This window comes from Burkholderia sp. SR8, assembly GCF_052851275.1.
In genome coordinates this window covers 299,218-325,450 of the sequence record NZ_JAULUC010000006.1, presented here as the reverse complement: position 1 = coordinate 325,450, position 26,233 = coordinate 299,218, and the positions used below count along the sequence as shown (strand labels likewise).

Below are 26,233 nucleotides of genomic sequence, written 5' to 3'. Positions count from 1 at the left end.
TCCCCTCAAGCCGTCTTCAGCTGGCTGCCGACCGGCAGCTTGCGCAGCCGCTTGCCGGTTGCCGCGAAAATCGCGTTCGACAGCGCCGCGGCCGTCGCGGCGGTGCCCGGTTCGCCGATTCCGCCCGGCGCTTCGGCGCTTTTGACGAGATGAACCTCGATCGGCGGCGTCTCGTTGATGCGCATCATCCGGTAGTCGGTGAAGTTGCTCTGCACGACGCGGCCGTCCTCGATCGTGATCTCGCCGTACAGCGCGCCCGTGATCCCGAAGATGATGCCGCCCTGCACCTGCGCCTCGATCGTGCTCGGGTTCACCGCCATCCCGCAATCGACCGCACACACGGCGCGCTTGACCTGCACTTCGCCGTCGTCCACCGCGACGTCGATCACGATCGAGAAGAAGCTGCCGAACGCATGCATCACCGAGACGCCGCGCCCTTGCCCCTTCGGCAGCGGCGTGCCCCAGCCGGCCGCCTTCGTCGCGACGTCGAGCACGTTGCGCGCACGCGGCGTCTTGTCGAGCAGCGCACGGCGATACTGCGCGGGATCGGCCTTCGCCTGGGCGGCGAGCTCGTCGATGAAGCTCTCGACGACGAACGTGCTGCGCGTCGGGCCGACACCGCGCCAGAACGCGGTCGGCACGTGGCGCGGCTCCTGGCGTACGTAGTCGACGAGCTGGTTCGGCAGGTCGTACGGAAGGTCGTTCGCCACCTCGACCGCGTCCGGATCGACGCCGTCCTTGAACGCGGGCGGCGCAAAGCGCGCGAGGATCGACGAGCCGACGATCCGGTGCTGCCATGCGACCGGCTTGCCGTTCGCGTCGAGCCCGGCCGAGATCCTGTCGTAGTAGTACGGGCGATACATGTCGTGCTGGATGTCTTCCTCGCGCGTCCATACGACCTTCACCGGCGCACTCACCTGCCTCGCGACCTTCACGGCCTGCGCGACCATGTCCGTCTCGAGCCGCCGGCCGAAGCCGCCGCCGAGCAGGTGGTTGTGCACGACGATCTTCTCGGGCGGGAACGCCGTGATCCGCTGCACCGTGTCGCGGGCGCGCGTCGGCACCTGCGTGCCGAGCCAGATTTCGCAGCCATCCGCGCGAACGTGCACCGTGCAGTTCACAGGCTCCATCGTTGCGTGCGCCAGGAACGGCTGTTCGTAGACGGCGTCGATGCGCGTCTTCGCGTTCTTGAACGCGCTCGCGACGTCGCCGTTCTTGCGCGCGACCGCGCCCTTGCCGTTCGCGGCCGCCTGCGCGAGATCGGCGACGATGTCCTTCATCGACACCTTCGCGTCCGCGCCTTCGTTCCACTTGACGACGAGCGCCGCTGCACCGCGCTTCGCGGCCCACGTGTGGTCGCCGACCACCGCGACCGCATTGTCGACGCGCACGACCTGGCGCACGCCCGCGATCTTCTTCGTGGCCGTGTCGTCGACGCTCGCGACCGTGCCGCCGAACACCGGGCTGTTCACGATCACCGCGTACAGCATGCCGGGCAAGCGCACGTCGAGACCGAACTGCGCGGTGCCGTCGACCTTCTCCGGCGAATCGAGCCGCTTCACCGGCTTGCCGATCAGCTTGAAATCGGCCGGCTGCTTCAGCGCGACGTCCTTCGGCACCGGCAGCTTTGCCGCGGCATCCGCGAGTTGGCCGTACGCTGCGCGCCGGCCGCTCGACGGGTGCTGCACTTCGCCGTTTTCGGCGCGGCACGTGGCCGGATCGACGTTCCATTGCTTCGCGGCCGCCGACACGAGCAGCGTACGCGCGGTGGCGCCCGCACGGCGCAGCGGTTCCCACGCGTAGCGCACCGACGTCGAGCCGCCGGTCAGTTGCCCGCCGAGCAGCGGATCGAGGAACAGCTTCTCGTTCGGCGGCGCATGGTCGAGCGTCACGTTCGACAGCGGCACCTCGAGTTCCTCGGCGATCAGCATTGGCAGCGCCGTGTAGACGCCCTGCCCCATCTCGACCTTCGGCATCACCAGCGTGACCTTGCCGCTGCGGTCGATCTGCACGAACGCATTCGGCGCGAACACGCCGGCGCGCGCGCTTTCGTCGGCATCGCCGCCGATCACCGAGCGCCGCGCATCGTCGCCGGCGGCCGGCATGCTGAAGCCGAGCAGCAACCCGCCGCCTGCGGCCGCGCCGAGCGACATGCCCAGCTTGAGAAACGAACGGCGCGACACGCCCGTGCCGGCCCGACCGGCTTCGATCAGTCCTCGCGACATGTCAGCTCCCCTTCGCGGCGTGCTTCACGGCCGCGCGAATCCGGTTGTACGTGCCGCAGCGGCAGATGTTGCCGGCCATTGCCGCGTCGATGTCGGCATCGCTCGGGTTCGGGTTCGATGCGATCAGTGCGGTGGCCGCCATCACTTGCCCGGACTGGCAGTAGCCGCACTGGACGACGTCGAGCTCGCGCCACGCTTCCTGGACTTTCTGCCCGGCCGGCGTCGTGCCGACGGCTTCGATCGTCGTGATCTTGCGGCCTGCGACAGCCGCGACCGGCAGCACGCACGAGCGCGCGGCGACGCCGTCGAGATGCACGGTGCACGCGCCGCATTGCGCGATGCCGCAGCCGAATTTCGTGCCGGTCAGGCCGACGACGTCGCGCAGCACCCACAGCAGGGGCATGTCGTCGGGGGCGTCGACCGTGCGGTTCTCGCCGTTGATATTGAGGGTGACCATTCAGCCTCCGGGGGCCGGTGTATTTGGGGGAGGCGGCGCGACCGGCGCGCCGGATCGTTCATCGCCGTTGCGCAACGCAGCGGCTGCCGCGCGGCCCGGGTGGGAACGAGCCGCGGCGGGAATGCTTGACTGCCGCTTATTCGGCCGCGTCGATGCCCGACAGCACCTTGATGACGGGCGGCGCCGAGAACCAGTCGGCCGACTTGCTGCGAAACGCGGTGAAGTGCGGGCTCGCGAGGTGGGCGTCGAATGCGGCCTGGTCGTCGTAGATCTCGAACAGGTGCAGCGCCGGAGAACCGTCCTGTTCGCGGAACAGGTCGTAGCGGCGGTTGCCGGGTTCGACGCGCGTCGCCGCGACCATGCTGCGCAATTCGGCCTCGACGGCCTGTGCGTGTTCGGGTTTCGGAAACACCGAGGCCATAACGTAAAGCGCCATGTTTTTCACTCCTTGGGAAACGCAATCGAGGATGTCACAAGCCGGCGCCGCAGGACGCCAGCGTACAAATGAACGGACAATGAACGCTCGCGTCAGGCCAGTTCGTCCGGCCCTACGCGCACGACGACCTTGCCGAAATTCTTGCCGGCGAGCAAGCCGATCAATGCATGCGGCGCATCGGCGAGATCGGCGACCACATCCTCGCGCGTCTTGACCTTGCCTTGCGCGACCCACTCGCTCATCTCCTTCAGGAACGCCGCATAGCCCGTCGCATAGTGATCGAGAATGATGAAACCCTGCATCCGGATGCGCTTGCGCAGAATCGTGCCCATCAGCGCCGGCACGCGATCGCGGCCGCTCGATACCGCGGTGTCGTCGTACGCCGCATCGTTGTAATGCGCGATGATTCCGCACACCGGCACGCGCGCATGGTCGTTCAGCAGCGGCCACACCGCGTCGAACACGGCGCCGCCGACGTTCTCGAAATAGACGTCGATGCCGTTCGGGCAGGCGTCCTTCAGCCTGGCCGCGAACTGCGGGTCACGGTGATCGACGCACGCGTCGAAGCCGAGCGTGTCCTTCACGTATGCGACCTTGTCGGCGCCGCCCGCGACGCCGACCACGCGGCAGCCCTTCAGCTTCGCGATCTGGCCGACCACCGTGCCGACCGCCCCGCTCGCGGCGGCCACGACCACGGTTTCGCCGGCCTTCGGCTCGCCGATCTTCAACAGGCCGGTGTATGCGGTGAACCCCGGCATGCCGAGCACGCCGAGCGCATACGACGGATGCGCGAAGTCGCGACCGAGCGGAATCAGATCGCTGCCGTCGGACAGCGAATAGTCCTGCCAGCCGCCGCCCGCGACGACCAGATCGCCTTCGCGGTACGCGGGCAGGTTCGATGCGACGACGCGGCTGACCGTGCCGCCGACCATCACGTCGCCGAGTTCGACCGGCGGCGCATACGACGGCGCGTCGCTCATCCGGCCGCGCATGTACGGATCGAGCGACAGCCAGACCGTGCGCAGCAGCACCTGACCGGCGCCGGGGGCCGGTACTTCGACGGTCTCGGTGCGGAAGTCGTTCGGGGTGGGTGCGCCGACCGGGCGCGAATTCAGGACGATTCTGCGGTTTGCTGCCTTGCTTTGCGGCATGGGAACCTCCGTCAACAGGAATGGACGTGCAACGGACACGAACGGATCAACGTCGAGCCGTCGTGATGCGTATCGCCGCGGCCGTGCGGGCCAACGTGGGGCGCAGCGTCGCAGCGATACGGTGAAGCAATCTGGTTTTCGCATGAGTAGACCAGTCGTCTAGCTCGCGCGGAAAAACAAGGCGCGCCAAAGCGCGCCGCGGTTACACCTGCCCGCCATCATCCGCGACGGGCGGCAGGTTCAGCATCCGCCGCGTTTCGCGCATCGCGCGTTCGAGCGGTTTGCGGTTGCGGTGGATCTTCTCCAGCAGCGTGGCGCCCAGCCACAGCTCGTACAGGATCGCGGCCGTGTACGCCGGATCGTCGACACCGCTCAGCGAACCGTCGGCCAGCCCGGCCTCGATGCCGCCCGCGAGCCGCTCGATGATCTGGCCCGTGCCGCGCCGCAGGACCGCGCGCATCGCCTCGGACAGATCGGACACTTCCGCGCCGAGCTTCACCGCGAGGCACTTGCCTTCCGGATCGTCCGCGCACTGCGTGTGCAGCCAGTTGCCCCAGTACGTCATCAGGCGCTGCGCGCCCGTGCCGGCCTGATGCTTGAGCAGGTTGTCGAGATGCTCGAGATAGCCTTCGAAATACGATTCGAGCAGCGCCTCGCCGAACGCCTCCTTCGAGCCGAAGTAATGGTAGAACGAGCCCTTCGGGATGCCCGCCGCAGCGAGAATCTCGTTCAGACCGACCGCCGAAAACCCCTTGTGGAGCATGATCGGTTTCGCGATATTCAGGATGTGCTGGCGGACTTCCGCGCCTGAAGATGCATTCATGATGGCGTATCTTAGCAACGATTAGACCGGTCGTCTAGTAACGTCGAGCCGGCGAATTGAGCGGCACTTTACCCGAATCGCGACGCGTCGCGGGCGTGGTGTCACCGTACCGTCGCGCCCGCGTCACGCGGGTTTGGGAGCACGTTTCCGGGCGACCGGTTTCGCCGCGCGCAGAACGCCGCCAGCCGGGCGGCCCGGCGCCCTGCGCGCGGGCGCGCGCGCTGCACGTTCCGCGCGTTCGGCACGCAATGCGTCGAGCTCGGCGACGTACGCTGCGTTGGCCGCGCGGACCCCGTCGAGCTGGCCCTCGAGCATCCCGCAGCGATGTTGCGTGTCGGCCAGTTGCGCCTGCAGCGTCGCGAGATCCTTGCGGTGCTGTGTATCGCGCTGTTCGGCGCGCGCTGCCGCCGCGTCGAGTTCCTTTTGCAGCCGGGCGGCGACGAGCCGTTCGCGATCGATCTCCTGAAGCGCCCGTTTCTCCGATGCGCGCAGGCGGTCCTCGGCACGGCTGGCGTCGTCGCGCAGACGGTCCAGCTGCGACGTGAAATCGGCGCGGGCCTGCGCCAGTGCGCGGTCGGCGTCTGCGTTGTCGGATTTCAGCCGGTCGACTTCCGCTTGCAGTGCGCGGCGCGAGGCTTCGTCGGCCGCCCTCGCCTGCTCGAGCTCGTGGATGCGCACCTGCGCAGTCAGCAATGCCGCCGTGCGTTGCTCCAGCGCGGTTTCGGTGCGGGACAGCTCGGTTTGCAACGCGGCGACGTCCGCCTTCGCGGCCGCGCGCTCGGCCTCGACGTCGGCGCGCAACGCGTCGAGCGCGGCGGCGGCTTCCGTGCTCGACCGCTTCCACAACGCAGCGATCAGTTCGCCCGCAGCCGCCTGCAGATCGGCCGGCAAGTCCGGATGCTCGATGCGCACGCGGCTCTTTTCTCGCAGCTCCGCCCAGAACTCGCCGAGCACCGCCGTCGGCGTGCTCATGCTGCCCTTGCGCACCAGCTGGTAGAGGCGGTTCGCGGTGGGTGTGATGCCGAAGCGGAAGAACATCAGCGCGCAAACCTCGCGGTACAGCTCGCGGGTTTTCGGAAAGTCGACTTTCAGGCGGTCGATTTCGGCAATCAGGCGGGATTCGTCGGCGGCGAGGTCGGACATGGCGGATTTTCGAATGAATTTCGTTGATAATATAACGTAAACCGTTGAATATCCAATCATTCGGCGCCGATGATTTGACATTATTTCTATAATGTCGAGAATGCCGGGCGGCGAACTTCACGCGCCGCGTCTGCCCTTGCAAATGGACAGGCGGCAGTACTTCGGAGGGGAAAAACGAGCAGCAGACGACACGAAAGCCGGGCGCGCGGCGAGTACAGTCGCACCCGCCCTTCCGCGAGGTTTCGCCCGGCCGCCAGGAAAGCATGAGCACGCGATGGCGCGCCCGTATCAGCGACGCGGTGTCGCGTCCTTGAAGAACTCGATCAATTGTTCCGTCAGGAATGCGGGGTTCTCGTCCGGCAGCCAATGACCCGTATCGGGCGCCACGCCGCCGCGCACGTCGAGCGCCAGCTCTCTCGCCATGTCGAGCTGCTTCGACCCGTTGCTTCTGTCGCCGGCCAGCGCCAGCACCGGCATATCGAGTTTTCGCTTCATGAACGCCTTGAACCGCACCTCGTCCTGAGGAAACGCGCGGTAGAGTTCGAAGCCCGCACGGAGCGCACCCGGCGCCGCGTATGCGTTCGCGTACACGGCAATGTCGTCGTCCGACACCGGAACATGGGCTCTCTTCTTGTAGAAATCGAGGATGTACGCGTGCTCCTTTCCGGTAATCAGCATTTCGGCAATGTCGCGCTGTTGATGCAGTCCGAAATGCCAGATTTGCGGATCGGAACGGGCCTTCGCGTCGTCCCACACGCGCGTTCCAGGCACGGGAACGTCGAGCATGGCGAGCCTCAGCACGTCGGCGGGCCATTGCGCGGCATACGCGTAGGCGACCATCACGCCTATGTCGCGCCCGACGAGATTGATGCGCGCCGTGCCGAGCCGTCGGACGAGCGCGCGGATGTCCGCAGCCATGGCGGCCTTGTCGTAGCCGCCGAGCGGCTTGTCGGATTCCCCCGCGCCACGGTACTCGACTGCGACCACGCGATAGCCGGCTTCCGCAAGCGGCGGCATCACGTGACGCCACGTGTACCAGGTTTGCGGCCAGCCATGCAGCAGGACCACCGTCTCGCCATCGTCCGGTCCACCGATCACGTAATGGAGCCGGATATCGCCGACGCACTCGTGGCGTCGGCTGAAGCATCGATCGAAACCGGCCGGCAGGCCGGCCGGCGGCATGCCGGAAGCGTGTTCATCGTTCATGGGTCTTCATTCCCTCCGTTTCTGTCGTTCACCCGATCGACCTGGTTCACGCCCCGGAGCAGCCATGGCCGGAGTTGCCTCGTAAGGAACGGCATGATGATCCAGGTCAGCGACGAGGTCAGGAGGACCGAGCTGATTGCGAGTTGAACAGGACGCCCCAGTCCGGGCAGCAGCGCATCGAGCGCGTAGACGATGAGCAGGAGAACCGGATACACCGCCATCCACGTGACGAGAAACGTCTTCCACTTCGGCGTGGCCGGCTTGCCGGCGATCGCGAACCATGCATCCATGCCGATGGCGGCGTCCCGATGCTCGTCCGATATCTCGTCGCCTTTCGCGACGAGTCTTCGCCGTTCGTCGGAGGCTTCCCACGCATGCAGGTGCTCCGGCGAATCGAAGCGATAGACCAGATAATTTATGCCGCCCGCATCGTGCAGCCGGACATTGCCGAGATGTCCCGGATAGCGCCGCGCAACTGCATCGATTTCGCGCGCCCATTGGTCGAATTGCCTTTCTCGCCCCGGATGGACGACCCGGCTGACAACGATCGTGCTCGATTCGCGCAGGGCGTCGGACGGTGAGAGACGTCGACTATCGTGCATCGGGTTGCTCGAGAAATGATCAATGAAGGTTGCCGTCCGGTGGCGTGACCGTGCGACCTGCGGTTCCAGCCTGTCGACCCATTGGCGGCCCTTGCCGCTCGCCTCCGCCGGTGCCGCCGAACCGGCAATCCGTCGACGGACGCTGTAATTTTTTCAGCGCAGTGGACGCCGAGGTGCAGCGCTTTTCAAAGCGTGCCGCGCCGATGCCGCCTCAACGCGCCGCTTTCGTCTGTCATTTGCGTGCCACCACGCCCGCGTACCGTTCGAACTTGCCCCGATTTCGACACACGAGCAGCCATGCAGCGCACGTCGCGTGCCACGCCCCACACTTCTGCGGCCACGTCCCGCGCCCTTGCCGTCAGTCTCGCGATCAACCTGCTGTTGCTCGTCGCCGAGGCGAGCGCGGCATGGTCCGCGCATTCGTCCGGCCTGCTTGCCGATGTCGCGCACGCTGCGATCGATCTCGCGGCCGACGCGCTGATCCTCGTCGCGTGCCGGCTCGACGCGCGACTGCCGCCGGAACGGCGCCCGACGTACGAACCGCTCGCGCTGGTCGGACTCGGTGCGTTGCTCGTCGCGACGGGCGTGCAGATGATCTGGCATGCGGCCAGCCGGTTCGATGCGCCGCCGGCCGTGCAACCCGGCGCGATGACGTTCGCGTTGATCGTCTTCACGTTGACAGGCAAGGCCGCGCTGTCGCGGTGGATGCTGTGCAAGGCCCGCGAAACCGGCTCGGCGCTGCTCGAAGCGAGCGGCTGGCATGTGCGGACCGACGCGCTGTCCGCGTTGCTGGCGGCGCTCGCGCTGAGCGCGGCTGGGGTCGGCCTGGGTCGGCTCGACGATGTCGCGGCGCTTGCGATCGGCGCGATCGTGATCCGGACGGGCACGGGTTTCATCCGGCGCGGTTGCGGGCAATGGCCCGCGTTGTCGGGATGGGCGAATCGCTCGACGCACGAGTCGTGACGATTGACGAAGCGCGAGATCCGTTCGCGCGCCGAGTGCAGCGGAGGCACCGATACCCTTCATCGGCAGCACATGAAACGAACGAGGCTCGCACCGGGCGAGCCTCATCTATGACATGACCGTATTGCCGCACACTTACCGCACCCCCATGCATTGACCATCGCCGACTGCCCGGCAGACGAACGCGTACGTTACCGGTCGATGCAGCGCCGTACGACGGCGCGGCCGCCGTCAACCCAGCGGCACCACGCTCCCGAGCAGGATCCGCACGAGCGTCGCCTGGCGCGTCACGCCCGTCTTCGAGAAGATCGCCCGCAGATGCGTGCGCGCCGTGTTCTTGCTGATCCCCGACTCCTCCGCCGCCTCCTCGAGCGTGAGCCCGTTCGTCAGCAGCAGCGCGAGCGACGTCTCCGCAGGCGTCAGGTCGAACAGCTTGCGGATGATTTCCTGCGCGCCCTGCGGCTTGCGATCGGGGTCGCGCAGGAACAGCGTGACGGCCGGTCGGCGCTTGTTGTCCTCCGACCAGTCGGACAGCAGCACGGTGCGCACCAGCAACCCGAGGCGCGGCTTGTCGAAGCTGCGCGTGATCGGCATCGCTTCGACGATCGCCGCGGCCGTGCCGTGGTGCCCCATCACCGCATGACGAATCAGCCGCTTGAGCGTGCGGTTCTCCTGCGCATCGGTCGCCTCGATCGTGCCGCGCGCGGCCGTCAGCCCGTTGTTCTGCTTCAGGATTTCATCGGCGACGCTGTTCATGTCGATGATCGTGCCGTTCTCGTCGAGCGTGATCGTGCCGATCTGCATCCGGTTGATCGCGTTCGCATAGATCGAGCGCTCGACCTCGGCCGTGTCGAGCCGCGAATGCAGCTCGACCGCGCGCTTCAGGTGCGGCAGCAGCAGCGCGCAGATCGCCTTGTCGCGCGCGGAGAACTGCTTCGACGCATGATTGCGGCACACGCGGAACCGGCACTCGACGCCCGATGGCGTGCGCAGGTCCGCACCGAGGATGTAGCGCACGTCCTGCGGCTTCAGGAACTGCTTGTACAGTTCGCTCGACAGCCAGCCCGTATCGCCGAACACGTCGTCCACCGTGACCACGCGATCGGCCGGCAGGCCGACGAACGGATCGAGCGAATAGTAGTAGTTGTTGTACGACGCCTCGCCGTCACCGGGCACCACCGGCCCGAATTCGGATGCGTGCACGGACAGCGGCGCGCGACGATCGCTCGCCGCCGCACGCAGGATCAGCGTCACGTAGTTGGCGTGCAGCAACCGGCGCACCATTTCGAGTGCACCGGCCCACGGCGGCGCCTCCATCGGCCCCTGGTAGATGCGCGCCATCAGTTCGCTGAAATCCGCGACGCCGATGTCGGCCTCATCGCTTGTTGACTGGCTCTCTTGCGGAGCCCATCTCGTCTCCATCAGCACGCTCCATCCTCCATGCGACTCGTTGTCGGTGCGACTCGTCCGCGCCGCCATGATTAAGACGTGTCTTAATTCCGGCGTCATCGGGACATTCACTGAATGGTGAGCTTTGGCCATCCGCGCGCGCGAACCATCGTCCAATCGGATGATGTGGCGCACGGTCCGCTGCGCTGGAATGCCCGTCAGGCCGTGCCGGCAAGCATCCGGCGCGGGCTCAGGGAAAACCGCGATGCGGGTTTACCTGATTCAGACCGCATCCGATTCAGACAGGAGTCCCCATGCCGCTCGACCCTCAGGCGCAGGCGCTGCTCGCCGCGCTTGCCCACGCGCCCGCGATCGATTTCGATCGACTGACCGTTGCCGCATACCGCGCGAGCCTCGCCGGAGGCAGCGCGTTCGCACCCGGCGACGCGATTGCCGCCGAAGCGGACTGGCAGATCCCTGCGACCGGGCGCCAACTGTCCGCGCGACTGTATCGGCCCGACGCCGAAGGACCATTGCCGCTGACCGTGTTCTTCCACGGCGGCGGCTTCGTCGCATGCGGGATCGACTCGCACGCAAACCTGTGCCGCAGCCTCGCCGCGCGGGCGCGCACGCTCGTGCTGTCGGTCGCTTACCGGCTCGCGCCCGAAGCGCGCTTCCCGGCGGCCGCGCAGGATGCGTGCGATGCCGTGCGCTGGGCCGCCGCCGGCACGCGCGATCTCGGCGCGCGCGCCGGTGCGATCGCCGTGGCCGGCGACAGCGCCGGCGGCAACCTGGCCGCGGTCGCCGCCCTGCAGTTGCGCGGCTCGGACATCGCGATCGCGCATCAGCTGCTGCTGTACCCGGTGGTCGATTGCGCGACCGAGCATCCGTCGTACGAATCGCTCGGCGACGGCTATTTCCTGACGGCGGACGCGATGCGCTGGTTCAAGCGCCAGTATTTCGACGACGGCGCCGACCGCGCGTCACCGCTGGCGAGCCCGCTCGCCGTGGCAGACCTGTCGGGTGCGGCGCCGGCCACGATCGTCAGCGCCGAATTCGATCCGCTGCGCGACGAAGCCGAGGCATACGCGCTGCGTCTCGCGCAGGCCGGCACGCCCGTGTCGCTCGTACGCTGGCCTGGGCAGTTGCACGGCTTCGCGAGCATGCTCGGCGCGGTCGACGCCGCCGACCGCGTGCTGACGTTCGGCGCCGACGCGCTGCGCCGCGCGTTCGACGCAACGGAGGCGCAATGACGCTCGCCGGCACGCTCGAGATCGTCGACGAACTGCGTGCGGGGCGGATGGTCCTGCTCGTCGACGAGGCGGATCGCGAAAACGAAGGCGACCTCGTGATCGCGGCCGATCACGTGACGCCCGACGCGATCAACTTCATGGCGCGCTTCGGACGCGGGCTGATCTGCCTGACGCTGACCGCCGAGCGCTGCGAGCGACTGCGGCTGCCGCCGATGGCCGACCACAACGGCACGCCGTTCGGTACCGCGTTCACCGTCAGCATCGAGGCGGCCGCCGGCGTGACGACCGGCATTTCGGCGGCCGACCGTGCGCGAACGATCCGCGCGGCGGTTCGCTCGGGCGCGCGTCCGGAGGATCTCGTGCAGCCCGGCCACGTGTTTCCGATCGCGGCGCGCCCGGGCGGTGTGCTGGTGCGCGCGGGGCACACCGAGGCCGGTTGCGACCTCGCGGCGCTTGCCGGGCTCACGCCCGCGTCGGTGATCTGCGAAGTGATGAACGACGACGGCACGATGGCGCGGCTGCCCGAGTTGAAGGCGTTCGCCGCGCATCACGGGCTGAAGATCGGCACGATCGCGGACCTGATCCATTACCGGCGCGAACACGAGTCGCTGGTCGAGCGCGTCGGCGAACGGCCGCTGCATACGCCGTGGGGCCGGTTTCGCGCGATCGAGTATCGCGACACCGTGCACGGCGCGCCGCATCTCGCGCTGGTGCGCGGCGAGCCGGATCCGGCGGCGCCCGTGCTGACGCGCGTGCACGAATGCCATTCGCTGCTGGACTTGCTCGACGCGGAACCGTCCGCGCATTCGTGGCCGCTGCACGCGGCGCTGCAGCGGATCGATGCGGCCGGCTGCGGCGTCGCGGTGCTGCTCGACTGCGACATGCGCGGCGACGCGATGCGAGCGTCCGCCGGCCATGCGCGCCGCGACGGTCGCGTGTCGGGGATCGGCTCGCAGATCCTGCGCGAGCTCGGCGTGCGGCGGTTGAACGTGCTGTCGAGCCCGTTCCGGCTGCCCGCGCTGTCGGGGCACGACCTCGAGATCATGGCGTTCATTCCGCTCGGCGACGACGATCCCGAAAGCGTGCGCGCCGCGCACGGGAGCCCGCTGCGGGCCGCGTGATACCGGGCGGCCGGGTCGCTCGACGGGCTGTCCGCGTGACAGGCTATCGTTTGTTTTTGTGAAATACAGTCTCAGGTTTGTATTTTGACGATACATACCATAGACTGTATTTTTTCAATACAAGCGATCGCCTGTCATCTCGCGGAGAGCCCATGGCATTCCCTGTCCAGACCTTGAGCCAGTTGCGCCCTATCCTCGTCGGCTTCCGGAAGTCGGCGGGATTCACGCAGGCGCAGCTCGCCGCCCGGCTCGGCGTCACGCAGCAGTCGTACGCGCAGCTCGAAGCCAATCCGTCCGCGGTCAGCATCGACCGGCTCTTCAAGGTGCTGAACGTGCTCGGCGTGCGCCTGACGCTCGAGCCCGGTACGCCGGACGCCGCAGCGCCGCCCGACATCGCACCCGTGCCCAAGCGCGTGACGGCCGCGCGCCGCCGTTCGTCTGCTCTGCCCGATACGCCCGGCACGGCCGATACGCCGGCCCGCGCGCCGGCCGCCGCGAAGACGCCATCCGCCGCCGCGCGAAAGCGCGCTGTCGCGGCGGCGCCCGGCAAGCGTCGCGACACCAAGCGGGAGGACTGGTGACGATGGCCCGCCGCCCTCGCCACGACCGCCTCGACCTGTGGATGAACGGCATCGCGGTCGGCTACTGGGAAGTCCGGCGCGGCGTCGAGCGCCTCGTCTACCTGCCGGCGTGGGTCGACGATCCGCAGGGGCGTCCGCTGTCGCTGTCGTTGCCGTTCACGCCCGGCAATCAGCCGCACCAGGGCGCGATCGTCGCCGACTATTTCGACAACCTGCTGCCGGACAGCCAGCCGATCCGCCGCCGCATCGCGCAGCGCTACCGGCTCGGCTCGACCGCGCCGTTCGACCTGCTCGCGTCGATCGGCCGCGATTGCGTCGGCGCGCTGCAACTGCTGCCGCCCGACGAGACGCCGGTCGACCTGCAGGCGATCGACGGCACCGTGCTCGACGACGCAGCGGTCGCCGACGTGCTGCGCCACGCGACCGCCGCGCCGCTGCCCGGCCACGCGGATCCCGAAGCCGAGCTGCGCCTGTCGATCGCCGGCGCGCAGGAAAAGACCGCGCTGCTGCGCCACGGCAACCGCTGGCTGCTGCCGTCCGGCAGCACGCCGACCACGCATATCTTCAAGCTGCCGCTGGGGCGCGTCGGCAACATGCAGGCCGACATGCGCACGTCGGTCGAGAACGAATGGCTGTGTTCGAAGATCGTCGCCGCGTACGGCCTGCCCGTCGCCGCGTGCGACATCGGCCGGTTCGACGACCAGAAAGCGCTGATCGTCGAGCGCTTCGACCGCCGCCCGTCGCGCGACGGCACGTGGATCCTGCGGCTGCCGCAGGAGGACATGTGCCAGGCGACCGGCACGCCGTCCGGCGCGAAATACGAATCCGACGGCGGCCCGGGCATCGCGACGATCATGGGCATCCTCGCGAATTCCGTCGAGGCCGCGCAGGACCGGATCAACTTCTTCGTCACGCAGCTCGTGTTCTGGGTGCTCGCGGCGATCGACGGCCACGCGAAGAATTTCAGCATCGCGCATCTGCCGGGCAACACGTATCGCAGCACGCCGCTGTACGACGTGCTGTCCGCGCATCCGATCATCGGCACGCGGCGCAATCAGCTGCCGCCGCGGCGTGCACGGCTCGCGATGGCCGTGTGCGGCAAGAATCGCCATTACGTGATCGGCGACATCCAGCCGCCTCACTGGATCGCGCAAGGTGCGCGCGTCGGCCTGACCGAAGCAGACGTGCGCGCGGCGATGGCCGGCGTGGCGGCACGCACGGAACCGGTGATCGCCGACGTCGCGTCGCGCATTCCCGCGGATTTCCCGATGGACGTGGCCGATGCGATCTTCGACGGGATGCGTCGGCACGCGCGCAAGCTGGACGCGGCCAGCTAGGGGTGTGCTTCCGCTGATGGCGCGGGTTCCGTTGTGTGGAAAGAATCGTTCATGGGGTAATCGTGAAGTAACCGGGTTATTACCGGGAGCGGGCCCGATGGCCCGTCCGGCGCCCGGTCATCCACGTGGACGATGCGCGCCGGCACCGACTCCGCACAATGGTCGCCGTGCCCATTCCCGACGCCCGCCCGACATGGAACCTGCCGCTCTCGATACCGCGTTCAGCCCGCTGCAGATCGGCCCGCTGAGGCTGCGCAACCGCCTGATCAAATCCGCGACCAACGAAGGGATGACGCCGAACGGCGTGCCGTCGCGTGCGCTCGTCGGGTTTCACGAGCGCATCGCCGCCGGCGGCGCCGCGCTGACGACCGTCGCGTACTGCGCGGTCAGCGACGACGGCCGCACGTTCGTCGACCAGGCGCGGCTCGATGCGCCGACGGTCCGGCAATTTCGCGCGCTGACCGACGCCGTGCACCGGCACGGCGCGGCGGCGTCCGCGCAGATCACGCATGGCGGCTGCTTCACGTTTCTGCCGACGCTGTCGACGAAACGGCCGTTGAGCGCGTCCGGCGGGTTCAACAAGGTCGGCGTGATGAGCGGCCGTTTTCTGAAGCAGGCGATGACGCGCGACCAGATGAACGCCATCGCCGACGAATTCGCGCGCGCCGCGCGGCATGCGCGCGACGCGGGTTTCGACGCGGTCGAGATCCACATGGGGCACGGCTATCTGCTGAGCCAGTTCCTGTCGCCGCTGTACAACCGTCGCCGCGACGCATACGGCGGCGATGCGGCGCGCCGCGCGACCTTCCCCGTCGACGTGCTGCGACGTGTGCTCGATGCGGTGGGCCGCGATCTCGCCGTGGTCTGCAAGATCGGCGTGACCGAGGGGGTGCGCGGCGGCGGAACCGCCGACGACGCGTGCGAGATCGCGCGGCGGCTCGAAGCCGAAGGCGCGCACCTGCTCGTACTGAGCGGCGGGATGAACGTCGAGTCGGTGTGGCAGCTGTTCGGCAGCCCGCTGCCCGGCGATGCGCGCGCGAATGCCGACAACGCGATCGTGCGCGCCGCGATGGCGCTGCAGAAGCTCGCCGAGCCGAAGATGGGCGCGTTCCGCGACATGTATTTCCTCGAGCAATCGAAGCAGGTGCGCGCGGCCGTCAGGATGCCGCTCGCCTATCTCGGCGGCGTGCGCTCGCGCGAGAACGTCGCGCTGGCGATGCGCGAAGGCTTCGACGCGGTGGCGCTTGCCCGCGCGCTCGTGTTCGAGCCGGACTTCGTGAACGGGCTGCGCGACGGCCGGATCGCGCGGTCGGGCTGCACGTCGTGCAACCGCTGCGTCGTGTCGATGTACACGCCCGGCGGCACCGCGTGCGTGCTCAACGCACCGAACGATCCGGCGCCGAACCGCGTGCCTGCGGCCGGCGCTTGAGGCCGGATTCCGTCTCTGCGGCGGTGGCCGCGACTGCCGGCGCTGCCGCGACCGTCGCTGTTCAACCGGCGTCGCGTGCGCGGGCGAGCGCCGCGAGGTTCCCTTCCCCGAATCCGTGGTGCCCCTGCCGCTGCACGATTTCGAAGAAGATCTCGCCGGGCCGTCGTTTGACGAAGGTCTGAAAGAACAGGCGCGGCACGCCGTCGCTGCCGACTTCGCCGTCGACCAGCACCGCGCGGCGGCGCAGCGCATCGAGATCGACGCCATGCCCCGGCAGCCGCGCATCGACTTCGTCGTAATACCGCGCCGGCGGCTCGATGAACTCGACGCCGTTCGCGCGCAGCGCATCGACGCTCGCGAGGATGTCGTCGGTCGCCAGCGCGACGTGCTGGACGCCTTCGCCCGGATGATCCGGCAGATACGCATGCATCAGTTCGGTGCGGCGCGTGCCTTCCTCGTAGACCGGAATCCGCACCGCGCCGCAAGGCGACACCATCACGCGCGATTCTTCCGACACATGCCAGTGCGCGTCGATTTCGTGGATTTCGCGGAAGTGCAGCAGGTCGTGGTAGAAGTCGAGCCACTCGCGCATACGCCCCGCGCCGACCGTCTGCGTGAAGTGGTCGACCTGCTGCAGGCCCGTGCCTGCGCAGTCGAGATCGGCATGCGCGGTCGCGATGTCGATCGGCCGAAAATCGATGTCGAAGATCGAGATGTCGCCGACGCCGCCGCGCTGACCGCCCCGCCCGCGCCAGCGGTCGACGAAATAGAGGTGCGAATCGCCGATTCCCTGGATCGCGGGAATCTTCAGTTCGCCGACCCCGATGCGCTCGCCCTCGAACGCCCACGCGCCGAGCTCGATCGCACGCTCGAACGCGCGCCGCGCGCTGGCCACGCGCAACCCGATCGCGCAGACGCCCATTCCGTATTCCTCCGCGTAGCGTGCAGCGAACGAATCGGGCTCCGCGTTGATCAGGAACTGCATCTGTCCTTGCCGGTACAGCGTGACGTTCTTGCTGACATGGCGCGCGACCGCCTTGAACCCGAGTTGCTCGAAGCGTTGCGCGAGCGCGTCCGGCACCGGTGCCGCGAATTCGACGAATTCGAGCCCGGCCATCCCGAGCGGATTGGCGGCCGGATCGGCAACAGACGGCGTATCGCAGGACAGGGGGTGGGAAGTGCCGGGCATTCCAGTCTCCGGGGGCATGCGTTGGATGGGGATCACGTCCGGCGCGCGGCACGTCCGGCCGATCGGGTCGCCGGACATCCGCCCGATCCGGGCGAGGTTTTGATGGTCCCGATTTTAACCAGATCGTTCACGGCGGCACACCCTGGCCGAACGGGATATCGGCGGCCCGCCTAGTGCAAACCCGGAAATCGTTCGATAATCGCACACGATCGAACGATGATCGCGCACTTTGACCGATCGGCTAATTGCCGTGGCGAAGCGCGCGCCCTATTCTCCGCTCACCCTTCGACTTCAATGCAGCATCGGACGCGGCGCCGCCACGATTCCACGATGCGCCGTGCCAGGAGACTTCGCCATGACCCCCACCTTCGACACCCTCGACGCGGCCGCGAGCGCCCGCGCCCGCAGCCAGGCCCGCAAGGCCGCCGTCGGCAGCTTCGTCGGCGCCGTCGTCGACTGGTACGACTTCCTGCTGTACGGGATCGTCGCCGCGCTCGTGTTCAATTCCGAGTTCTTCCCGAAGGTCAGCCCGACGATGGGCACGCTCGCGGCGTTCGCGACCTTCGGCGTCGGTTTTCTGTTCCGTCCGCTCGGCGGCGTCGTGTTCGGCCATTACGGCGACCGGCTCGGCCGCAAGCGGATGCTCGTGCTGACCGTGATGCTGATGGGGCTGTCGACCGTCGCGATCGGCCTGCTGCCGAGCTTCGCGACGATCGGCTGGTGGGCGCCCGTGCTGCTGGTGCTGATGCGCGCGATCCAGGGCTTCGCGGTCGGCGGCGAATGGGGCGGCGCGGCGCTGATGGCCGTCGAGAGCGCGCCGAAGCAGAAGAAGGCGTTCTACAGCAGCGGCGTGCAGGTCGGCTACGGTGTCGGACTCGTGCTGGCCACGGGCATCGTGTCGATCCTGAGTCATACGCTCGGCGACGCCGCATTCAAGTCGTGGGGCTGGCGCCTGCCGTTCGTGTTCAGCATCGTGCTGGTGCTGATCGGGCTGTGGGTGCGCAAGAGCATGGATGAGTCGCAGGAGTTCGTCGAGAAGGTCGAGCACGGCAACCGCAAGCTGCGCCTGCCGGTGCTCGAGGCGCTGACGCGCCATCCGAAGGCGTTCCTGCTGATCGTCGCGCTGCGGCTCGCCGAGCTGTTCACGATGTATATCGTCACCGCGTTCGCCCTCAGCTATTCGACGTCGAACCTCGGCCTGTCGCGCGACCTGTTCCTGAACATCGGCCTGCTGGTCGGCGCGATCAGCTGCGTGACGATCCCGTGCTTCGCCTGGCTCGCCGATCGCTTCGGCCTGCGCCGCATCTACCTGATCGGCGCGCTGATCGGTCTGGCGTCGGCCGTGCCGTTCTTCGTCGCGCTGGAGTCGCGCTCGATCGCGTGGATCGTGCTGTTCTCGATCCTGCTGGCCAATGCCGCGCACGACATGGTCGTGAGCGTCCAGCAACCGCTTTTCACCGAGCTGTTCGGCGCGGAATACCGCTACAGCGGCGCGGGTGTCGGCTATCAGTTCGCGAGCGTGGTCGGCGGCGGATTCACGCCGTTCATCGCGGTGGCGCTGGTCAGCCTGGCCGGCGGTTCGTGGCACCTCGTCGCCGGTTATCTCGCGGTGGGCTGCCTGATCTCGCTGGTTGTCGCCGCGCGGATGCGGGCGGCGCAGTGATCGCGTGACTGCATGGCCGGCCCGACTCGCGGCCGGCCATTTTCGCAACGGCTGCCGGTTCCGGCCTGCCACCCCATCCAACGTCAAACACCGTCAATCCCCGCGCAGAAGCCCTTTTTCCCCTCTGAACATCCCACGCCGCGCGCCGACCAATGGCATCATATGGGCCTACGTCAGTCACCGATACGCCCCCATATCATGTCGAATCTCATCGTCCACGGCGGCACCCCGCTGCGCGGGGACATCAAGCCGTCCGCGAACAAGAACGCCGTCCTGCCGATCCTGTGCGCCACCCTGTTGACCGATCAGCCGCTGCGCCTCGTCGGCGTGCCCGACATCACCGACGTGCGCAAGATCCTCGACATTTTCCGCACGCTCGGCAGCGACGTGTCGGTCGACTTCACGACCGGCATCCTCGAACTCCACCATCGCAACACGACGTTCGACCCGGCCGTCCATCGCCTGCCGGAAGCGATGCGCTCGTCGATCATGCTGATCCCGCCGCTGCTCGCGCGTTTCGGCGTCGCGCGCCTCGAGAACGACGTGAAGGGCTGCACGCTCGGCGTGCGCGAAATCGATCCGCACGTCGAGGTGTTCGAGCGCTTCGGCGCGCATATCCAGCGCACGCCGGATTCGCTGATCGTCCGTGCCGACGGCCCGCTGACGGCCAACGATCACTGGCTCGACTACGCGTCGGTCACGACCACCGAGAACTTCGCGCTGTGCGCGACCGCCGCGAGCGGCACGTCGACGCTGATGAACGCGGCGTCCGAGCCGCACGTGCAGGAGTTCTGTCAGTTCCTCGCGATGATCGGCGTGGCGATCGAAGGCATCGGCACGTCGCGCCTGTGCGTGACGGGCGTCGGCAAGCTCGGCGGCGGCGAATTCCGCTTCGCCGAGGATTTCCACGAGATCGCGACGTTCCTCGCGCTCGGCGCGATCACGGGCGGCGACATCACCGTGCGCAATTCGTCGCCGGAGCATTTCCCGCTGATCGACCGCACGTTCGCGAAGTTCGGCGTGAACGTCACGCACCGCGACGGCTGGTCCCGCGCGGAGCGCGACGGCCCGCTGCGCGTGCGCCGGCCGTTCACGCAAAACATCCTGACCAAGGTCGAAGCGGCGCCGTGGCCGTACCTGCCGGTCGACCTGCTGCCGATCTTCATCGCGCTCGGCGTACGCGCGGAAGGCAGCGCGATGTTCTGGAACAAGGTTTACGACGGCGCGCTCGGCTGGTCAGGCGAACTGTCGAAGTTCGGCGCGCACGTACTGCTGTCGGATCCGCACCGGCTGATCACGTTTGGCGGGCTGCAATTGACGCCGGCACGCGTCGAGAGCCCGTACATCATCCGCGTCGCGATCGCGCTGCTGATGGTGGCCGCGAGCATCGAGGGCCGCTCGGAAATCATGAATGCGCTGCCGATTCGCCGCGCACACCCGCATTTCGTCGAAAACCTGCGTTCGGTCGGTGCGAACGTCGAGTGGACGAGCAGCGAGTAAGGTTCGCATGGATGCGGCGCGCGTGACGGTCGTGCCGCATCCGGGTCCCTTCGTTTTTCGCGCGGTATGCTGGCGGCGTCGATGAAACGCAAGGCCTCTATAATGGTCGGTCTTCACGCAAACGGGTTTCGCAATATCGGGCCGCCGTCCAGTTGCAATCCGTCGTGCATGTCCTCCGTGTACAGGTATTCACACCCCTCGATCGAAGCAGTTGCCACGATGCATGCGTCGTAGAATGAGAAGCGATGCCACTCCGCCAGCCGTCGCGCAAGGTCGTGCACATCGACAGTCAGCGGCACGACATGACACAAGCTCCTGACCGGCTCCAGAAACTTCCCCACCTCGCGCCACGACATCCGCAGTTTGCGGTTGCAGACACTGGCGACTTCATTCAATACCTGGACGCTGATGGTTGGCCGCCGAAGGAACAGCGTCTCCGCGCGATTCGCCTTGGTTTCGTCCTCGGACAGCAGATAAAGCACGACATTGCTGTCGACGAACGATTTGTCCGCCTCAATCCTGCTCATTCGCATCGTCCCGGCTGAACTTGAAATCGGCGGGCAGCTTGCCCCTGAAACGCCTCAACCGCTCCAAAAGCTCGTCGGGACGCGGCTTGCGGCTTACAGCGAAAACCCGGGCGCTGTCGACCACGATTTCGATGTCGTCACCTTCCCGTAGTTCCAGTGCCTCGACCACACTGGCCGGAAGGCGAACCGCCAGGCTATTGCCCCACTTTGCGACCTGCATATGAGTCTCCATAGATATACAAAAAATATTGTATATCCTCAATGCAAATCCGCAAGTCGGCCGAATGGACAATTCGGATCCCACACACCCCCAACTCGCGCGATAATCGCCCACTCCTGCGCGAACACCGCGCGCCCATAGCCCGCCTCCGACGATGAAAAAGCCCGACCTCGACCGACGCGACTGGATTGCCGGCCTCGAAAAAGGCTTGATGATCCTCGAAGCGTTCGACAGCCAGCACGCGCGAATGACGCCCACCCAGGCCGCCGCCCGTACCGGTCTCACGCGCACGGCCGCGCGGCGCTACTTGCTGACGCTCGAATCGCTCGGCTACGTCTATACCGACGGCAAGCTGTACGGCCTCACGCCGCGCGTCCTGCGGGTCGGCTGGTCGTATTTCGATTCGGCGCGCCTGCCGCGCACGGTCCAGCCGTATCTGCAGCAACTGAGCGCGTCGCTGAACGAATCGGCGTACGTGAGCGTGCTCGACGGCTGGGAACTCGTGTTCATCGCCCGCAACGGCGTGTCGCGCGTGATGACGACCGGCTTCGTGCTCGGCGCGCGCGTGCCGGCCCCGTTGACGTCGCCCGGCGTCGTGCTGCTCGCGCATCACCCGGATCGCGAGGCCGTCCGCGCGTGGCTCGACGAGACCGAACTCGCGCCGTTCACGCCGCACACGATCACGAACAAGCCGCGCCTGCTCGAACAGGTCGACCACGCGCGCGACGCCGGCTTCGCGGTGATCGAGCAGCAATTGCAGGTCGGCGTACGCGGCATCGCGGTGCCGCTGAAGAATCGTCACGGCGAAGTCGTCGCCGCACTGAGCACGAACATGCCGATCGGCGCGGAATCGACCGACGCGGCCGTGCGGCGCGTGCTGCCGCATCTGCAGGAAGCCGCGCTGGCCATGCTCAACGTGCTGTAGGCGGGTCGGCGCACTCGCGACGCCCGGCCCGGCGTCACCCGATCCGCCACCACCGCGGCAGCAGGTCGCGCACCTCCCGCCGCCGGTAACGATCGTCGATCAGATGCACGACACCCTCGTCGTGTTCGGTGCGGATCACGCGTCCGGCCGCCTGCACGACCTTCTGCAAGCCCGGATACAGGTACATGTAGTCGTACCCGTTGCCGAAACGCGCATCCATCGCGCGCCGCATCTGCTCGTTGACGTCGTTCACCTGCGGCAGCCCGAGCGTCGCGATGAACGCACCGATCAACCGCTCGCCGACGAGGTCGACGCCTTCGGAAAACGCGCCGCCGAGCACCGCGAAGCCGACGCCGCGCCCGCCGGCGTCGAAGCGCGCGAGAAACGCGTCGCGCTCGCTTTCGGCCATGCCGGGCGCCTGGGCCCACACGGGCACGTCCGGATGACGCGCCTGCATCAGCGCGACGACGCGGCCCAGATAGTCGAAGCTGCTGAGAAAACCGAGGTAGTTGCCGGGGCGCGTCGCATATTGCGCGGCGATCAGGTCCGCGATCGGTTCGAGCGAACGGTCGCGATCGCGCCAGCGTGTCGACACATGGCTCGCGACGCGCACGGTCAATTGCTCCGCGCGGAACGGCCCGTCGACATCGAGCCAGCCCGTATCGGCCGGCAACCCGAGCGTGTCGCGGTAGAAATGAAACGGGCTCAGCGTGCCGGAAAACAGCACGGTCGCGCGCGCGGCGTCGTAGCGCGGTGCGAGAAACCCGGCCGGGATCACGTTGCGCACGCACAGCGTCGACTGGATGCGTCGGCGGCGCCCGGCCGGCGCGACGCCGTCGAGCCCCGGCTGGCGCGGCAGCGGCTCGCCGTGCAGCGTCGCGTCGAAGATCGACGCGCTGTCGAACGCGTCGGCGAGCACGCCGAACTGGATCGCGTCGAAATGAAAGCGCAGCAGCGCATCGTCGTTCGCGCGCGGCGCATCGGTCAGGTGTTCGCCGATCGCCGCGACGAGGTTCTGGACCGCCGACACGATCGGGCCCGGAATGTCCGGATATGCGGCGTAACGCTCGGCCTGCGCGCGATTGAGCGTCCCCCACGCGCGTGCGAGCCGGTCGAACGCCTTGCGCAACGCCGCGGGCGCCGCGTCGCGCGCGGCCGCGAACGCGAACGGGTCGAGCGACGCGCTGTACATCTTGCGTGCGCGATCGAGCAGGTTGTGCGCTTCGTCGACGAGCACGCCGACGCGCCACTGGTTCTGCTGCGCAAGCGTATGCAGCATCGCGCTGCCGTCGTAGTAGTAGTTGTAGTCGCCGATCGCCATGTCGGACCAGCGCGCGAGCTCCTGCGCGAGGTAATACGGGCAGACGTCGTGCGCAAGTGCGGCCGCGCGCACGGTGCCGCGATCGAGCAGCCCCGCGCCGATCGCCGCATCGCGCGCGGCCGGCAGCCGGTCGTAGAAGCCCTGCGCGAGCGGGCACGATTCGCCGTGACACGCGCGGTCCGGATGCTCGCACGCCTTGTCGCGCGCGACGAGCTCGAGCACGCGCAGCGGCAGCGCCGGCGTACCGGCGCCGAGCGTCGTCGCTGCTTCGAGCGCGAGCGCGCGACCGGGCGTCTTCGCGGTCAGGAAGAACACATGATCGAGCTCGCCCTCACCGCACGCCTTCAGCAGCGGGAACACCGTACCGAGCGTCTTGCCGATGCCGGTCGGCGCCTGCGCGATCAGGCAGCGTCCGTCACGCGCGGCCCGATACACGGACACGGCGAGTTCGCGCTGCCCGCTGCGGAACTGCCCATGCGGAAACGTCAGCGCACGCAGCGCCGCATCGCGCGCCGCGCGGTGCGCGGTCTCGCGCTCGGCCCAACCGACGAAGCACGCGCACTGCTCGGCGAAGAACGCGGCGAGCGCGCTCGCGCCGAGCGTTTCCGTCAGCACGGTCTCGCGTTCGGACACGATGTCGAAATACACGAGCGCGACGTCGATTTCCGCGAGGCCGCGGGCGTCGCACATCAGGTGCGCATAGACCTTCGCTTGCGCCCAGTGCAGCGCGCGATGATTGGCCGGCATCGCATCGAGGCTGCCGCGGTAGGTCTTGATTTCCTCGAGCCGGTTCGCGACGGGGTCGTAGCCGTCCGCGCGCCCGCGCACGGTGAGCGTGCCCCAGGTGCCGGTCAGCGCGATTTCGGTTTCGTAGCGTGCGCCGCGTTTCGACGTGACGGCGCCGTGACCGGCAATGCCTTCGAGCGCGGTCGGCGCCGGCGTGAAGCGCAGGTCGAGATCGCCGCGCCGCGCGGTGAACTCGCACATCGCCCGCACCGCGACGACATAGCTCATGCCGACAGCCCCGCCGCTTCGGCCTGCTCGACGCCGACGCCCGCGCCCGCCCATTCGACGTCGACGACACGCACCGGCATCCCGTGCGCGATGCAGTACGCGAGCCAGCGCGTCTGGTTGTCTTGCAGCCGGTCGCCCGGCCCTTTCACTTCGATCAGTTCGTAGCGCCGCTCGCCGGGCCAGAACCGGACGAGGTCGGGCAGCCCCGAACGGTTGCTGCGGATGTCCGCGAGCAGGCGCGTGAACCACAGCCGCAGATGCTCGGGCGGCAGGCACGCGAGCGCCTGGTCGAGCAGCTCGCCGGTCAGCACGGCCCAGAACACGAACGGCGACTGCAGCCCCATCTTCGTCGCGTAGTGGCGGCGGATCGTGTCGCGGTACGCGCCCGAATCGAGTTGCGCGAAACACGCGGCAAACGCGTCGTCGCGGCGCAGCGCGAAGTCGGGCGCGTGCAGGTCGGCCGGCCCGCGCTGGAACGGGTGGAAGAACGCGCCGGGCACGGCCGCGAACACGGGCTCCCAGCACAGCAGGCCGAACAGCGAATTGATCAGCGTGTTCTCGACGTAGTGCACCGGTGCATCGGGCTGAAAGAGATGGTCGCGCACCGCGCATTCGACGCTCACGAACGCTTCGGGGCGCACCAGCACCAGCGTCTCGCGCGGCGCGCCGGACGCTGCGGCCGCCCGTTCGACCGGCTGCCCGAGACGGCGCTGCAGGCGCGGCAGCATCCGTTCGACACGCTGGCGCTCCTCGTCGCTTTCGAACGCGCCGCGCGCATCGAGCGCCAGCGCGAGCGCGTCGTCGTCGCGCCCGCAGCGCTCGAGCACGCGAATGCGCCGGTGCCGGCTGCCCGGCCACGCGCTGCGCGCATACGCGTCGAGCGCGGCGCTCCAGTCGGCGCGCCGTTCGCAGGCCTGCCCGAGCGCGAACAGCAGCTTCGCGCGGCGCGTCGCGAGCCACGGCTGCGCGCAGCCGACCGCGTCGATCGCATGCAGCAGGTCGTCGAACGGCACGTCGTCGGGCCACGCATCGAGCGCTTCGCGGCACGCGTGCAGCGCGAGATACGTATCGACGTCGCCGCGGTGCTGGAACGCGCGCGACGACGGCGCGATCGGCACGCTTTCGTACTGGAACACGCCGAGATCGGCGAGCACGAATTCGCTCCAGTCCTGATGCAGGTTGCCGAAGAACATCAGCCGCAGCCGGTCGCACAGCGCACCGACGGTCACGCGCAACACGCGATCGTCGGACTGCGGCCACCACGCGGCGAGCGGCTGCGCGACAGTGTGCGCGGGCCGCAGTCGTTCGAGCCAGTCGGGCTTGCGTTCGCCGGCGTGCGCGGCGAGCGACGGGAACACCTTCAGCAGGTCGGCCTTGGTCGACAGCGCGAACAGCTCGTCGAGCGCGAGTGCGGGCGCCGGATCGACCCAGCCGAGCGCGACGAGCGGCGCGGCCGCGTCGAGCGCGCTGCCGATTTCGTCGTACACGAGCTTGCTCGCGCGAAAGTCGGAGCCGGTGCGCATCAGCATCCGCACGAGCAACGCGCGCGACGCTTTCGGCAACCGCGCGAAATCCGCGAGAAACGCGTGTTCGTGCGCGTCGAACAGGTCGTCGTAACGCTCGCCGAGCCAGGCCAGCGCGCGTTCGAAATTGGTCAGGTAGTAGAACGCCGGGGGCGTCGGCGATGCAGGTGTCACGGGGATCGATCACTGTACGTTTGTACAGGTTCGAATCATATCAAATGTGCCGACAAACGCC

23 protein-coding genes are annotated in these 26,233 nt (G+C 68.0%); 9 read left to right on the top strand and 14 right to left on the bottom strand.

The features are described from left to right. Nucleotides 1-5: 5 nt before the first annotated feature. The 8 genes from Q3A80_RS10545 to Q3A80_RS10510 all read right to left on the bottom strand — a co-directional run bounded on the left by Q3A80_RS10545 (nucleotide 6) and on the right by Q3A80_RS10510 (nucleotide 8,043). Nucleotides 6-2,225 (bottom strand): molybdopterin cofactor-binding domain-containing protein, encoded by a 2,220-nt coding sequence (locus Q3A80_RS10545; RefSeq protein ID WP_446328986.1) that lies wholly within the window; start codon nucleotides 2,223-2,225, stop codon nucleotides 6-8. Nucleotide 2,226: 1 nt separating this feature from the next. Continuing rightward, nucleotides 2,227-2,682, bottom strand: coding sequence for a (2Fe-2S)-binding protein (locus tag Q3A80_RS10540; protein ID WP_446328985.1), 456 nt, complete (start codon nucleotides 2,680-2,682; stop codon nucleotides 2,227-2,229). Between the two features lie 136 nt (nucleotides 2,683-2,818). Next, on the bottom strand, nucleotides 2,819-3,118 hold the full coding sequence (locus Q3A80_RS10535; RefSeq protein WP_446328984.1) for a putative quinol monooxygenase: 300 nt from the start codon (nucleotides 3,116-3,118) through the stop codon (nucleotides 2,819-2,821). A 92-nt stretch (nucleotides 3,119-3,210) separates the two neighbouring features. Next, a complete protein-coding gene (locus tag Q3A80_RS10530; protein ID WP_446328983.1) occupies nucleotides 3,211-4,269 on the bottom strand; it encodes an NADP-dependent oxidoreductase in 1,059 nt (352 codons plus the stop codon). 202 nt (nucleotides 4,270-4,471) lie between these two features. After that, complete coding sequence (locus Q3A80_RS10525) at nucleotides 4,472-5,092, bottom strand: TetR/AcrR family transcriptional regulator (RefSeq protein WP_446328982.1); 621 nt, start codon at nucleotides 5,090-5,092, stop codon at nucleotides 4,472-4,474. Nucleotides 5,093-5,215: 123 nt separating this feature from the next. After that, nucleotides 5,216-6,235, bottom strand: a complete 1,020-nt coding sequence (locus Q3A80_RS10520; RefSeq protein ID WP_446328981.1) for a DNA-binding protein — start codon at nucleotides 6,233-6,235, stop codon at nucleotides 5,216-5,218. A 288-nt stretch (nucleotides 6,236-6,523) separates the two neighbouring features. Next, a complete protein-coding gene (locus Q3A80_RS10515; RefSeq protein WP_446328980.1) occupies nucleotides 6,524-7,417 on the bottom strand; it encodes an alpha/beta fold hydrolase in 894 nt (297 codons plus the stop codon). 20 nt (nucleotides 7,418-7,437) lie between these two features. After that, nucleotides 7,438-8,043: a hypothetical protein gene (locus Q3A80_RS10510; RefSeq protein ID WP_446328979.1), complete on the bottom strand. Its 606-nt coding sequence runs from the start codon at nucleotides 8,041-8,043 to the stop codon at nucleotides 7,438-7,440. Between the two features lie 297 nt (nucleotides 8,044-8,340). On the opposite strand from Q3A80_RS10510, the gene Q3A80_RS10505 reads away from it, so the two are divergent. Continuing rightward, entirely contained in the window at nucleotides 8,341-9,006 is a 666-nt protein-coding gene (locus Q3A80_RS10505; protein WP_446328978.1) for a cation diffusion facilitator family transporter, read from the top strand. Nucleotides 9,007-9,237: 231 nt separating this feature from the next. Here the strand turns inward: Q3A80_RS10505 and Q3A80_RS10500 are convergent, their stop codons facing one another. Further along, nucleotides 9,238-10,428 carry a helix-turn-helix transcriptional regulator gene (locus Q3A80_RS10500; RefSeq protein ID WP_446328977.1) on the bottom strand — a complete coding sequence of 397 codons (1,191 nt, stop codon included), beginning with the start codon at nucleotides 10,426-10,428 and terminating at the stop codon, nucleotides 9,238-9,240. A gap of 281 nt (nucleotides 10,429-10,709) precedes the next feature. On the opposite strand from Q3A80_RS10500, the gene Q3A80_RS10495 reads away from it, so the two are divergent. From Q3A80_RS10495 to Q3A80_RS10475, 5 genes are all read left to right on the top strand, one after another. Beyond that, nucleotides 10,710-11,648, top strand: coding sequence for an alpha/beta hydrolase (locus Q3A80_RS10495; RefSeq protein WP_446328976.1), 939 nt, complete (start codon nucleotides 10,710-10,712; stop codon nucleotides 11,646-11,648). Further along, nucleotides 11,645-12,769: a bifunctional 3,4-dihydroxy-2-butanone-4-phosphate synthase/GTP cyclohydrolase II gene (ribBA, locus tag Q3A80_RS10490; protein ID WP_446328975.1), complete on the top strand. Its 1,125-nt coding sequence runs from the start codon at nucleotides 11,645-11,647 to the stop codon at nucleotides 12,767-12,769. Before Q3A80_RS10495 ends, ribBA begins: the two co-directional genes overlap by 4 nt. A gap of 152 nt (nucleotides 12,770-12,921) precedes the next feature. Continuing rightward, nucleotides 12,922-13,350, top strand: coding sequence for a helix-turn-helix domain-containing protein (locus tag Q3A80_RS10485; protein ID WP_446328974.1), 429 nt, complete (start codon nucleotides 12,922-12,924; stop codon nucleotides 13,348-13,350). 2 nt (nucleotides 13,351-13,352) lie between these two features. Beyond that, nucleotides 13,353-14,687 (top strand): type II toxin-antitoxin system HipA family toxin, encoded by a 1,335-nt coding sequence (locus tag Q3A80_RS10480; protein WP_446328973.1) that lies wholly within the window; start codon nucleotides 13,353-13,355, stop codon nucleotides 14,685-14,687. A gap of 193 nt (nucleotides 14,688-14,880) precedes the next feature. Next, nucleotides 14,881-16,116, top strand: a complete 1,236-nt coding sequence (locus Q3A80_RS10475) for an NADH:flavin oxidoreductase (protein ID WP_446328972.1) — start codon at nucleotides 14,881-14,883, stop codon at nucleotides 16,114-16,116. Nucleotides 16,117-16,177: 61 nt separating this feature from the next. Here Q3A80_RS10475 and Q3A80_RS10470 read toward each other — a convergent pair whose 3' ends face one another. After that, on the bottom strand, nucleotides 16,178-17,305 hold the full coding sequence (locus Q3A80_RS10470) for a 4-hydroxyphenylpyruvate dioxygenase family protein (RefSeq protein WP_446328971.1): 1,128 nt from the start codon (nucleotides 17,303-17,305) through the stop codon (nucleotides 16,178-16,180). 355 nt (nucleotides 17,306-17,660) lie between these two features. Between Q3A80_RS10470 and shiA the strand changes: the two genes are divergently transcribed. Continuing rightward, nucleotides 17,661-18,968 carry a shikimate transporter gene (gene shiA, locus Q3A80_RS10465; RefSeq protein ID WP_446328970.1) on the top strand — a complete coding sequence of 436 codons (1,308 nt, stop codon included), beginning with the start codon at nucleotides 17,661-17,663 and terminating at the stop codon, nucleotides 18,966-18,968. 198 nt (nucleotides 18,969-19,166) lie between these two features. Further along, the gene (locus tag Q3A80_RS10460; RefSeq protein WP_446328969.1) at nucleotides 19,167-20,468 is read left to right on the top strand and encodes a UDP-N-acetylglucosamine 1-carboxyvinyltransferase; all 1,302 of its coding nucleotides are present in this window, start codon (nucleotides 19,167-19,169) and stop codon (nucleotides 20,466-20,468) included. Nucleotides 20,469-20,581: 113 nt separating this feature from the next. Here the strand turns inward: Q3A80_RS10460 and Q3A80_RS10455 are convergent, their stop codons facing one another. Next, a complete protein-coding gene (locus Q3A80_RS10455; RefSeq protein ID WP_446328968.1) occupies nucleotides 20,582-20,995 on the bottom strand; it encodes a PIN domain-containing protein in 414 nt (137 codons plus the stop codon). Further along, the gene (locus Q3A80_RS10450) at nucleotides 20,982-21,215 is read right to left on the bottom strand and encodes an AbrB/MazE/SpoVT family DNA-binding domain-containing protein (RefSeq protein ID WP_446328967.1); all 234 of its coding nucleotides are present in this window, start codon (nucleotides 21,213-21,215) and stop codon (nucleotides 20,982-20,984) included. The genes Q3A80_RS10455 and Q3A80_RS10450 overlap by 14 nt, the downstream gene beginning before the upstream one ends. A gap of 154 nt (nucleotides 21,216-21,369) precedes the next feature. Here Q3A80_RS10450 and Q3A80_RS10445 point away from each other — a divergent pair, with 154 nt between their 5' ends. Next, entirely contained in the window at nucleotides 21,370-22,140 is a 771-nt protein-coding gene (locus Q3A80_RS10445; protein WP_446328966.1) for an IclR family transcriptional regulator domain-containing protein, read from the top strand. Between the two features lie 34 nt (nucleotides 22,141-22,174). Here the strand turns inward: Q3A80_RS10445 and Q3A80_RS10440 are convergent, their stop codons facing one another. Beyond that, a complete protein-coding gene (locus tag Q3A80_RS10440; protein ID WP_446328965.1) occupies nucleotides 22,175-24,475 on the bottom strand; it encodes an ATP-dependent DNA helicase in 2,301 nt (766 codons plus the stop codon). Then, a complete protein-coding gene (locus tag Q3A80_RS10435; protein WP_446328964.1) occupies nucleotides 24,472-26,172 on the bottom strand; it encodes a VRR-NUC domain-containing protein in 1,701 nt (566 codons plus the stop codon). The genes Q3A80_RS10440 and Q3A80_RS10435 overlap by 4 nt, the downstream gene beginning before the upstream one ends. Nucleotides 26,173-26,233 lie beyond the last annotated feature (61 nt).

Bases quoted from the DNA above. Each gene is read 5' to 3' on its own strand.
- Q3A80_RS10495 (WP_446328976.1), top strand. From the start codon at position 10,710: ATGCCGCTCGACCCTCAGGCGCAGGCGCTGCTCGCCGCGCTTGCCCAC.
- Q3A80_RS10450 (WP_446328967.1), bottom strand. From the start codon at position 21,215: ATGCAGGTCGCAAAGTGGGGCAATAGCCTGGCGGTTCGCCTTCCGGCC.
- Q3A80_RS10500 (WP_446328977.1), bottom strand. From the start codon at position 10,428: ATGGAGACGAGATGGGCTCCGCAAGAGAGCCAGTCAACAAGCGATGAG.
- Q3A80_RS10530 (WP_446328983.1), bottom strand. From the start codon at position 4,269: ATGCCGCAAAGCAAGGCAGCAAACCGCAGAATCGTCCTGAATTCGCGC.
- Q3A80_RS10515 (WP_446328980.1), bottom strand. From the start codon at position 7,417: ATGCCGCCGGCCGGCCTGCCGGCCGGTTTCGATCGATGCTTCAGCCGA.
- Q3A80_RS10525 (WP_446328982.1), bottom strand. From the start codon at position 5,092: ATGAATGCATCTTCAGGCGCGGAAGTCCGCCAGCACATCCTGAATATC.
- ribBA (WP_446328975.1), top strand. From the start codon at position 11,645: ATGACGCTCGCCGGCACGCTCGAGATCGTCGACGAACTGCGTGCGGGG.
- Q3A80_RS10460 (WP_446328969.1), top strand. From the start codon at position 19,167: ATGTCGAATCTCATCGTCCACGGCGGCACCCCGCTGCGCGGGGACATC.
- Q3A80_RS10445 (WP_446328966.1), top strand. From the start codon at position 21,370: ATGAAAAAGCCCGACCTCGACCGACGCGACTGGATTGCCGGCCTCGAA.
- Q3A80_RS10475 (WP_446328972.1), top strand. From the start codon at position 14,881: ATGGAACCTGCCGCTCTCGATACCGCGTTCAGCCCGCTGCAGATCGGC.
- shiA (WP_446328970.1), top strand. From the start codon at position 17,661: ATGACCCCCACCTTCGACACCCTCGACGCGGCCGCGAGCGCCCGCGCC.
- Q3A80_RS10540 (WP_446328985.1), bottom strand. From the start codon at position 2,682: ATGGTCACCCTCAATATCAACGGCGAGAACCGCACGGTCGACGCCCCC.
- Q3A80_RS10455 (WP_446328968.1), bottom strand. From the start codon at position 20,995: ATGAGCAGGATTGAGGCGGACAAATCGTTCGTCGACAGCAATGTCGTG.
- Q3A80_RS10440 (WP_446328965.1), bottom strand. From the start codon at position 24,475: ATGAGCTATGTCGTCGCGGTGCGGGCGATGTGCGAGTTCACCGCGCGG.
- Q3A80_RS10535 (WP_446328984.1), bottom strand. From the start codon at position 3,118: ATGGCGCTTTACGTTATGGCCTCGGTGTTTCCGAAACCCGAACACGCA.
- Q3A80_RS10505 (WP_446328978.1), top strand. From the start codon at position 8,341: ATGCAGCGCACGTCGCGTGCCACGCCCCACACTTCTGCGGCCACGTCC.
- Q3A80_RS10510 (WP_446328979.1), bottom strand. From the start codon at position 8,043: ATGCACGATAGTCGACGTCTCTCACCGTCCGACGCCCTGCGCGAATCG.
- Q3A80_RS10480 (WP_446328973.1), top strand. From the start codon at position 13,353: ATGGCCCGCCGCCCTCGCCACGACCGCCTCGACCTGTGGATGAACGGC.
- Q3A80_RS10485 (WP_446328974.1), top strand. From the start codon at position 12,922: ATGGCATTCCCTGTCCAGACCTTGAGCCAGTTGCGCCCTATCCTCGTC.
- Q3A80_RS10470 (WP_446328971.1), bottom strand. From the start codon at position 17,305: ATGCCCGGCACTTCCCACCCCCTGTCCTGCGATACGCCGTCTGTTGCC.
- Q3A80_RS10520 (WP_446328981.1), bottom strand. From the start codon at position 6,235: ATGTCCGACCTCGCCGCCGACGAATCCCGCCTGATTGCCGAAATCGAC.
- Q3A80_RS10545 (WP_446328986.1), bottom strand. From the start codon at position 2,225: ATGTCGCGAGGACTGATCGAAGCCGGTCGGGCCGGCACGGGCGTGTCG.